Genomic DNA, 10,107 nt, shown 5'->3' on the forward strand with positions numbered 1-10,107 from the left:
TTAATTTTACCATAAGTCTTTCACTCTTCCGAGTGGGAGATTTATTTTTTTATGCAAAAAAAACTGTCACACTAATTTTATAGTGCGACAGCCCCATAAGAACTTTACTATATTTCATTGATCAATAATATGCATGGTTTATTCATTCAATATTCTTTGAACTATATTAACTATATATCCCCCTTGTACCTTTATATCATAATGATTTTCATAACCACTTACAAACTGATTATAAAGTCCATTTATATCTGTTGATATTTCTTTACCATTATCTTTAGCATAAATAGTTATAGATGTTTTATCTGTAATTTTGTAGTACTTTATTTCATTTGATGCATTATAAAGATACCAATTTGAAAAATCTTTATCTGTAATGCCTATTTGTTTCATCCTTTCTTTTTTGTCTGCAGTTATCATCTCTAAGTCATCAAAGCCTATTACTTTAGTATTCTTATCAAGACTCTTGATGGTACCAAAAATTGAATGTAAAGTTTTTGCTGACTGCTGAGAATTAGTCATTTTTTTCTTATTGTCTTTAGTTACCATGCCTTTATCCGTGCTAGCACTCCCTTTAGTTGAATTAGTTTTGTTTATACTAGTAGTTTGTTTAGCTGAATCAGCTTTGCCTGTACTAGTGGTTTGTTTTTCCGAAGTATTGGCATTGGTTGTCTCTTTCTCTACTTCTACTAATTTATTCTCTTCAGCTGTATTTGATTTTCTCAAATTTGACTTATTTGAACATCCTGTAATTATCGTAGCAAATATAAATATAACTGCTATTGCATTTATTAACTTTTTGTTTTTCATAACAATATCTCTCCTTAAATATAAAAATTTATTCTACTTTATTAATAATATAATACTTATGTATATAAATCTTCTCAGACTTGTAAACAATTTGTTTCAAGTATTGCTATTATACATATATAAATTATGATTATCATCTAAATAAATCAAATTATTTCCCTTTAAGTAATTGTAATCACGGTAATAAAATTCCTCTGTTAAATTTATTCTCTCAGTATTGTCTATTAATATATTTTCTTTTTGAATTTGTTTATGGTAGGAGTAATATACTCTATTATAATAATATACCAATGATATTTCTTTACCATCATTTGATACAACTGCATCAATAAAAATATAGAAATCATAGTTGTCAGAATTTTTTGTAATAATTTTAATTTCTTGAATGCAACCACTTACAGTATTATATATCATTAGATAATTTTTATGATTTTTTTCTACAATAAATGAAATATACCTACTTTTTTCAGACCATCCAAATTTAGTATAAGGTAATGCAATAGCTTGATAAATATAAATGAGTTTTGTTTTTTGTGAATTAATATTTAACAAATAAAATCTAATATCAACCTTATTCTCCATATTAGTTACATGTTCTGTATAATAAACTAAACTTGAACCATCAGGAGATAACACACCCATATGTACATCACTATTGTTATTTATTGCATGTATAAGATTATATCTGTAATCAATTCTGTTTAGTTCTTTTTTATTTTTTAACAAAAGAATATTATTGTCAATCCATCCAAGTATATTATCATCTGTTTTATATTTAGAAAACTTTTTTATATTAAACTCCTCATTAATTTCATTATTAATTTGCTTTTCCTTGTTATTATCCTCAGGAATTATCACAACCTTATTTTTAACTGATTTAATACATCATGTAAAACTTATACATATAAATAATATTAGTATTATCTTCATACTAATATCATTTAACAAGACATTATTATTTTTGATAAGCCTACCCATATAATATCCTCCATTCATCTTATACATATGAAACATTAGCATAAGGGTAACCTTACAATAACTGTTGTTTCCTTATAAAGTTGGCTAAAAACTTCTATTTTCCCTTTATGTTTTTCTACAATAGTCTTGGAAATTGACAATCCTAGTCCACAGCTTCCTAATTCCCTAGATTTAATTTTATCAACCCTATAAAAAGGATTAAATATCTGACTGATATGTTCTTTTGCAATACCATCTCCATTATTGATTATATTAATTTCTGCAAAATCTTTCTTTGCTGTTATATTAACTTTTATTGGTGAATCAGAATATCCATACTTTATTGCATTATCAATTATATTGATAAATACCTGCCTAAGCTTATCACTATTTCCATATACACAGATATTTTCATTCGCTTCATATAATATTTTATTTCCATATCTTTTTGCTTTTAATTTTATAACATTGCAAGTGTCCTTTAATAGATTACCAATATCTATCTCTTTAAATTCCTCTTCAATGACAAAGGAATCCTTTGATAACTCTAAGAGGCTAATTACCATATTATGAAGCCATTTACTCTCATTGATTATATGACTAATTCCAGTATTAAAAAAATCCTTATCAGTAAAAGCATTTTCTTGTATAATTTCTGCATACCCAAGTATAGTAGTTAAAGGTGTTTTTAATTCATGAGTAACATTATCAAAAAATTGCTTTTTGTAATTGTTAATTTCTATAAGATTATCTCTATCTTTCTGAATTGTAATTATCTGATCAGATATTTTTTTCACCATTTTATTGAAATTTCTGGTAAGATCACCTATCTCATCTGTTCTTATAATATAACTTGTCCTATCATTTGTCGCATTGGTTAAATCCTCATATTTATCTGGCTTATCCTTGCTAGTGTTATATAGCAGCTGTCCATTTATATTATATACACATACTTCCCTTTCAGTAACTAATATAAGTTCTTTTGCAATATCTTCAGCAATCTCTGAAAAATATATACAATCATTGTTTACATTATTTATTTTATCCTTATTATTTAAATGATCTATTATAAAAGACTTTGTTATATATGCATTACTATTTTTTTAAGGTTTTCATTTCTCGTGTAATAGTTGCTTCATTACTTCTCTCAAGTCTACTATTTACCACAAAAATAAGCATTAAAAATGAAACAGTAAATATAATAAAAATCCTCAACGGAAACTTAAATTTTATAGTCATTCTTATTTACTCAACTCCCTAAGTTAACTTTGTATCCTACTCCAAACACAGTTATAATTAAATCATTGTTTCCAAGTTTCTTCCTTAGTCTTTGCACATGAATATCTACTGTTCTGGTATCTCCCATATAATCATATCCCCAGATACTGTCAATAATTTGTGACCGTGTCAAAACTTTTCCTTTACTTTTATATAACGCAACTAAAAGATCATATTCCTTTGGAGTTAGTTTTATAAATTTACCTTTCTTCTTTACAATATGTTCACTCTTGATTATTTCTATGTCTCTAAAATATATCACATTTTCACCTGTTTCATCTGCCTTTTTGTTTATGTGATCAATCCTACGTAATATACATTTTATTCTTACCACCACTTCTCTTAAATCAAAAGGTTTTGTAATATAATCATCAGCGCCAAATTCCAACCCAACAATCTTATCAGTAATATCAGATTTTTGGAACAAATATAATAATATATCACTCATATATATAAATTTTCTCAAAGATGTAAACAATATGTTTCAAAACAATAGGCTGAACTATATTAAATGCAGCATTGGCTTATGATATAATAAAAGCATGTATGCATATTAGGGGTGAAATAAAAATGATCTACGAAAAAGCAAGTAATATAGATGTTAAGAGAATCAATCGTAATCGTATTTTTCGATTAATTTATAATAATGAAAAGATTTCTAAACAGGATATCGCATATCGCCTTGGTATGAGTTTACCAACAGTTACACAGAATTTAAAAATACTTAAAGAACAAGGCTTAATAGAAGAAGATGGTGTATTAGAATCCACTGGAGGTAGAAAAGCAAAAGCAATTTCTTGTATTAAAAATGCTAGATTTGCCGTTGGATTAAATATTACAAAGAATCATATAAGTATTGTTTTGATTAATTTAAATGGAGATATAGTTAAAAAAGCTCGTATATCCAAATCTTTTAAAAATGAAAAAGAATATTTTAAAGAAATTGGAACATTAGTTACTAGCTTTACTAATAAGTATGAAACATACAAATCTAAGATTTTAGGCGTAGGCATTGCAGTACCTGGAATATTATCTGAGGATAAACAAACCATAGTATATTCTCACGTTCTTGGACTTGTAAAAGAAAAGTGCGAAAACTTTGGTGAATTCATTCCATATCCATATATATTATGTAATGATGCTAATGCAGCAGGGATTGCTGAAATGTGGGATGTAGAAGCATTAAAAAATGTAGTGTATCTTTTTCTTAGCAGTAGTGTTGGTGGCTCTATAATATTAAATAATAAACTTTATGTTGGAGAAAATCAAAGAAGTGGTGAAGTTGGCCATATGACGATTGTACCTAATGGTAGGAGTTGTTACTGCGGAAAAAAAGGTTGTGTGGATTCTTATTGTACTTCAAATGTTTTATCAACTAGTGCTAACGGAAATTTAAATGATTTTTTTAAATTACTTGAGCAAGGCAGTAAAAAACACGAAAAAATTTGGAGTGAATATTTAGAATATCTTACCATCACCATTAACAATTTAAGAATGTTATTTGATTGTGATGTTATTCTTGGTGGTGATGTTGGAGCATATATGGATAAGTATATTTACCATTTAAAAAGCTTGTTGTCAATGAGAAATACATTCGAGGCAGATGGCGAGTATTTAAAGATCTGTAAATACAAGATTGAAGCAACCGCAGTAGGAGCAGCAATGATACATATAAAAAATTTTATTAATACTATATAATATAAATAAAAAATCAATAGTAAAAACTAAAATTACATAAGTTTTATTAAATACGATAATATGCAAAGTTGAGTTTAAATACAAAAGCTATGAAATATAGATATTAAACCTATATTTTATAGCTTTTATATTTTTAGATTATTATTTTCTGCATAAAATATTTATAATTTTATAAATTTTGTTAATTTATATTGACATTTATTTAAATAAGAAGTATCATCTTATCAAATATACTTTTGTAAAATTATTTTATAAAAGTATATTCAAATCATTTTCAATTCTTTATCTTAACGAAAGGGGGAGTCTATTGTGGGCTGTGAAACATTAAGAAATAATGGGGATGAAAAAGTTTTAAGACGTTCTGGAGTAAAATGGTTAATAAGTCAAATCATTGATATAATTTCAGGAATTTTTCTTCCGCTTGTAAACGTTATGAGCGCAGTAGGTATTCTAAAAGGTCTTATTGCTATTTCTGTGACAGTTGGACTACTTTCACAACTAAGTGGAACTTACCAAATTTTATATTCAATTGCAGATGGCTTCTTTTATTTTTTACCTGTTTTTTTAGCATATACATTTGCAAAAAAATAAAGACAAGTCCTTACACAGCAGTTCTTGTTTCTGTAATACTTTTACACCCAAACCTTACTAAATTATCAAACCGAATCTGTAATAGATTTTATTGGACTAAAAGTTATTTCTGTAAATTATAGCTCCAGTGTAATTCCAATTATCATGGCAATTACTTTGCTTCATTACATAGAAAAATTTTTCTATAAAGTTATCCCATAAGTAGTAAAAAATTTTTTTACTCCACTTTTTTCACTACTTATTGTAGCTCCTATCACTCTTTTGATTTTTGGGCCAATTGGAACTTTATTGGGCAATGTTTTAGCCAATTTATACTCAATTGTTTATAATTTTAGTCCTGTTATGGCAGGAGTTTGTTTGGGGTTTTTAATCCAGATAATGGTTATATTTGGATTTCATTGGAGTTTGGTACCTCTTGCCATTAACAATATCGCACTTTATGGATATGACACAATACTTGCGTTAATGGGTCCAGCTGCTTTTGCCCAAGCCGGTGCAGCTTTTGCAGTTTATTTAAAGACAAACAATAGAAACTTAAAGACAGTTTCTTTATCAGCTACTATTTCAGCAATATTTGGTGTAACAGAACCAGCTTTATTTGGAGTAAATCTACCACTGAAAAAACCTATGATTTTTGTTTGTATTGGAGGAGCCATTGGTGGAGGAATAGCCGGGGCTACAGGAGCCTCTGCAATTTCATTTGCTTTTCCTGGTTTAGCTACACTTCCAGTATTTTTAGGTAAAGGATTTATAGGATTTGTTTTAGCCTGTACAGTTGGATTAATAATTAGCTTTCTTCTTACATTTTCCATAAAGTTTGAAGATCAACCTATAAAAAATAAAATCTTAAATTAATAAAAATTAAATTTATAAATTGAAAGGAGAAGATGAAAATGAAAGAAAAAATGAAAGTAGCAATTATGAATGAAATTGGTAAAATGGGATTTATACAAAAAGATATTCCCGAAATTATGGACAATGAGGTATTAGTTAAAATCGAATACGTAGGTATCTGTGGATCAGATCTTCATTATTATGAAACTGGTAGGATAGGTGATTATGTAGTTGAACCACCTTTTGTATTAGGACATGAAGCAGGAGGTACAATAGTAAAGGTTGGAAAAAATGTATCTCATCTTAAAGTTGATGATAGAGTTGCACTTGAACCAGGAAAAACTTGTGGCCATTGCGAATTTTGCAAATCTGGTAAATACAATTTGTGTTCAGATGTAGTGTTTTTTGCAACCCCTCCAGTAGATGGTACTTTCCAGGAATATGTTGCTCATGAGGCAGACCTTTGCTTTAAATTACCTGAAAATGTAGACACAATGGAAGGTGGTTTAATTGAACCTCTTGCAGTAGGATTTCATGCAGCAAATCAGGGAAAAGCTCATATTGGTCAATCAGCTGTGGTTATGGGAGCAGGTTGTATTGGATTAGTAACAATGCTTGCACTTAAAGCAATGGGACTTTCTCAAGTTTATATGGTGGACATAATGCAAAATAGATTAGATAAAGCTCTAGAATTAGGCGCTACTGGTGTAATCAATGGAAAAGATACAGATGTTATTAAAGCTGTAATGCATATTACAGGTGGATTAGGATGTGATCTTGTTTTTGAAACAGCTGGTACAGAAATTACAACACAACAAGCAGTTAAAGTAGCTAAAAAAGGAGCAACTATTGTTTTAGTAGGTTACAGTAAAAATGGAATGATAACTTTACCAATGAGTGAGGTTTTAGATAAGGAATTAACTTTTAAAACAGTATTTCGTTATAGAAATATTTATCCAATGGCAATCAAAGCAGTTGAAAGCGGTGCTGTGAACCTAAAAGGAATAGTTACAAATATTTTTGAATTTGATGATATTCAAAATGCAATGGACTACAGTATTAGCAATAAATCTGATATAGTAAAAGCAGTTGTGAAAATTAAAAAATAAATAGTAAATAAGGAGAGTTTAATAAAAATGTTTGATGTAACAGCTATTGGAGAATTATTGATTGATTTTACTCCAGCGGGGATTAACAAATGTGGTGACCAGTTATTTGCAAGAAATGCAGGTGGAGCACCAGCAAATGTATTGGCTGCAAATAGTAAGCTTGGAGGAAAAACAGCTTTTATCGGAAAAGTAGGTAACGATGACTTTGGAAATTTTCTTAAAAAAACTTTAGATAAATATAAAATTTACACAGAAGGTTTAGTTATATCTCATAAGATAAATACTACTTTAGCATTTGTGCAATTAAATGAGCAAGGAGAGCGTTCTTTTAGTTTCTATCGTAAACCCGGTGCAGATATGATGCTGGAGTTTAATGAAGTAAAAAAGGATTTAGTTACTAACTGCAATATTCTACATTTTGGATCTGTATCATTAACAAATGAACCAGCTAGAGGTGCTACTTTTCAAACAGTAAATTTTGCAAAAAAACAGGGTAAAATTATAAGTTATGATCCAAACTATCGTCCATTACTATGGAATAGTGTAGAAGAAGCAAAAGACCAGATGATTGAAGGGTTAAAACTTGCAGATATTGTGAAAGTTTCTGAAGAAGAAATGATTTTACTTACTGGTGAGAAAGATTTAGTAAAAGGCTCACAGATACTTGCTCAAAATGGTGCTTCTTTAATATTAGTATCTTTAGGTGAAAAAGGTGCATTCTATAGAAAAGGTGATTCATGCAATATAATTCCTAGTTATACTGTTAACACCATAGATACTAATGGATCGGGAGATGCATTTTTAGGAGCTGTACATTATAGATTACGAAAAAAAAGTTTGTGCCATATTCAAAAGATATCAAAAGAAGAGTTAGAAGATATAATAAGATTTGCAAATGCCGCAGGTGCTTTAACTACAACAAAAAAAGGTGCAATACCAGCACTTCCTTCTTTAGAAGAAATTAAAAATGTGATGAATATGTTTTCTTAATTTAAGAATATCGAAGACGTTTCTAGCAAAGTCTTCGATATTTTAACTATATATACCATATATTTCATATTATTATTTAACGTAAATATATTTTTTAAGCCACCTTCTGAAAAATTCTAGTTGTTCTTTGGTATGGAAATAATGTTCTCCATTTTTCATTATTTGTAAATCACAATTGAAACGTTTCGTAAATTCAGATACCACGTCAAACTCACATAAATTATCTTCTGAACCATATAAAATTGAAGTTAGATTATTCCAAGTAGCAATAGGATGTTCTTTCACATAACAGTAGTAATCCCAATAAAGTGTTTGTCCAGTAGGTATAGGAATTTCTTTTTCTGTTTTTAGTCTATTCTCACTTATGTTAAACCATGTCATCATATTATTTATAATGCGCTCCATATTTACCACAGGAGAAAGAAATAAACACTGTTTCAATGGCTCATGATTATATGCTAATAGGCTAAAATATGCTCCTATACTACAAGCAAACACACTTATATTATTTGATAATGATTGTGCATATCTCATAATAATATTAAGATCTTCAACACAATTTTGCACTTTACAATCATAGTCTTCCTCCTTACGATCACCATGTTTAGGCAAATCGAAACTAAGCACTTGATAGCCTACTGCTATTGCCTCTTCTGCAAATACAACAATTGAGTTATCTGCCTTATTTGACATGTTACCATGAACCGCTATGAATACCTTATCTGATTTGTCGCCCCACAAAATTGCAGGTATATTTTCTATTTCTAAATTTTGTTTTATCATTCCAAATTTTCCTCCACAAAATATAAAATGTAATTTCTCCAATGAAATTATAACCTTATATCTCATAATTTATCTAGTTCTTAAATAATTCTGTAATAAAGTTGTCTCAAAATTTTTTAACTTATTCTTTAATATTATCTTCACTATAATTATCATCAATATCACTTCTTATCTTAGTTGCTATATCAGAAACATTGTTTATTATACGTCTATAAGTATTTCTTAATTGAATTAAGGAAGTTACCTTTCTGTGGTCTTTTTTCTTCCTATATATCTCTATTTCCTGTGCAATTCTTTTATTTTCTGCTCTAAGTATCCAAGCAATTCCTGTAGCTGTTTCATACTGCTTTTGATACTTAATTAAATCTCCCCCTGAAAATTTTATTTTATTATCTTTCATATTTGTTTTTTCTAGTGTTTTTCCTAGAATATTAACAGCATTCTCCAATGAATCTTTAAATGCATTATCTAATAATCTCATATATTTTTTCGTATCATTTCCATACTTACCAGAAACAATTTCATCTTTAATTTTTTCGTATTCTAAAGCATATTTTTCTATAAAATGAACTTTGTCAACATCCCCAAATGAAGCTTCAATACGACTCAAAAACTCGTGCCCTATTACAGCATCCTTTGATATAACTGAATCATTTATTTCCTTATAAACTTCATTATTGGAGTTTTTCCCTATATTCTTATGATTATCTTTAGTTTTATATTTATTAATAGCCGAATTTATTGAATAGGACATTGTTTTATTAATTTTAATTGAATACATAATAATTACCTCTCATTTATTGAATATATTTTATATATCGAAGAATAAATTTGGATATTAAAGATATAGCTTTATATAATTACTAATTTAGTTTATTTATGATTAATCTTATAATTTTTTGAAGATTTAGAGCTTATTTATTATTATTTAATAATAATTATTCCTATAATATTTTTTTAAGAATAAATAAATATCCACCAGCTAAGCTGGTGGTTTTTCTTAAGCCCTATAAGGGCACTTTACCAGCATTGTGCCTTAAGGCACGTATGAAAATCTCGC

The 10,107-nt window shown here is 28.2% G+C and carries 10 protein-coding genes and 1 pseudogene; 5 read left to right on the top strand and 6 right to left on the bottom strand.

Translation table 11 applies throughout. The annotated features are described in order from the left end of the window. Positions 1-138 precede the first annotated feature (138 nt). The 4 genes from J2Z24_RS20870 to J2Z24_RS20885 form a co-directional block, all read right to left on the bottom strand. Positions 139-807: a hypothetical protein gene (locus J2Z24_RS20870; protein ID WP_035149055.1), complete on the bottom strand. Its 669-nt coding sequence runs from the start codon at positions 805-807 to the stop codon at positions 139-141. A 96-nt stretch (positions 808-903) separates the two neighbouring features. Continuing rightward, the gene (locus tag J2Z24_RS20875) at positions 904-1,665 is read right to left on the bottom strand and encodes a TolB-like translocation protein (RefSeq protein ID WP_035149057.1); all 762 of its coding nucleotides are present in this window, start codon (positions 1,663-1,665) and stop codon (positions 904-906) included. Between the two features lie 155 nt (positions 1,666-1,820). Continuing rightward, complete coding sequence (locus J2Z24_RS20880) at positions 1,821-2,564, bottom strand: sensor histidine kinase (protein WP_051593322.1); 744 nt, start codon at positions 2,562-2,564, stop codon at positions 1,821-1,823. Between the two features lie 449 nt (positions 2,565-3,013). Then, complete coding sequence (locus tag J2Z24_RS20885) at positions 3,014-3,490, bottom strand: winged helix-turn-helix domain-containing protein (RefSeq protein WP_051593299.1); 477 nt, start codon at positions 3,488-3,490, stop codon at positions 3,014-3,016. A 122-nt stretch (positions 3,491-3,612) separates the two neighbouring features. On the opposite strand from J2Z24_RS20885, the gene J2Z24_RS20890 reads away from it, so the two are divergent. The 5 genes and pseudogenes from J2Z24_RS20890 (at position 3,613) to J2Z24_RS20905 (ending at position 8,264) form a co-directional block, all read left to right on the top strand. Further along, positions 3,613-4,740 (top strand): ROK family transcriptional regulator, encoded by a 1,128-nt coding sequence (locus tag J2Z24_RS20890; RefSeq protein ID WP_035148702.1) that lies wholly within the window; start codon positions 3,613-3,615, stop codon positions 4,738-4,740. Positions 4,741-5,049: 309 nt separating this feature from the next. Then, positions 5,050-5,331, top strand: coding sequence for a hypothetical protein (locus tag J2Z24_RS21540; protein ID WP_241392973.1), 282 nt, complete (start codon positions 5,050-5,052; stop codon positions 5,329-5,331). Between the two features lie 216 nt (positions 5,332-5,547). After that, positions 5,548-6,186, top strand: a pseudogene (locus J2Z24_RS21545) (PTS transporter subunit EIIC); the annotation flags it as partial. A gap of 38 nt (positions 6,187-6,224) precedes the next feature. Continuing rightward, positions 6,225-7,274, top strand: a complete 1,050-nt coding sequence (locus J2Z24_RS20900) for an NAD(P)-dependent alcohol dehydrogenase (protein WP_035148704.1) — start codon at positions 6,225-6,227, stop codon at positions 7,272-7,274. A 27-nt stretch (positions 7,275-7,301) separates the two neighbouring features. Further along, positions 7,302-8,264: a carbohydrate kinase family protein gene (locus tag J2Z24_RS20905; RefSeq protein WP_035148707.1), complete on the top strand. Its 963-nt coding sequence runs from the start codon at positions 7,302-7,304 to the stop codon at positions 8,262-8,264. A gap of 72 nt (positions 8,265-8,336) precedes the next feature. On the opposite strand, the gene J2Z24_RS20910 is transcribed toward J2Z24_RS20905, so the two are convergent. Both J2Z24_RS20910 and J2Z24_RS20915 read right to left on the bottom strand, forming a co-directional pair. Continuing rightward, complete coding sequence (locus tag J2Z24_RS20910) at positions 8,337-9,047, bottom strand: alpha/beta hydrolase (RefSeq protein ID WP_035148709.1); 711 nt, start codon at positions 9,045-9,047, stop codon at positions 8,337-8,339. Between the two features lie 121 nt (positions 9,048-9,168). Then, complete coding sequence (locus J2Z24_RS20915) at positions 9,169-9,828, bottom strand: hypothetical protein (protein WP_035148710.1); 660 nt, start codon at positions 9,826-9,828, stop codon at positions 9,169-9,171. Between the last annotated feature and the right edge of the window lie 279 nt (positions 9,829-10,107).

The sequence above is a fragment of the Clostridium tetanomorphum genome, assembly GCF_017873215.1.
Lineage (GTDB): Bacteria > Bacillota > Clostridia > Clostridiales > Clostridiaceae > Clostridium_AO > Clostridium_AO tetanomorphum.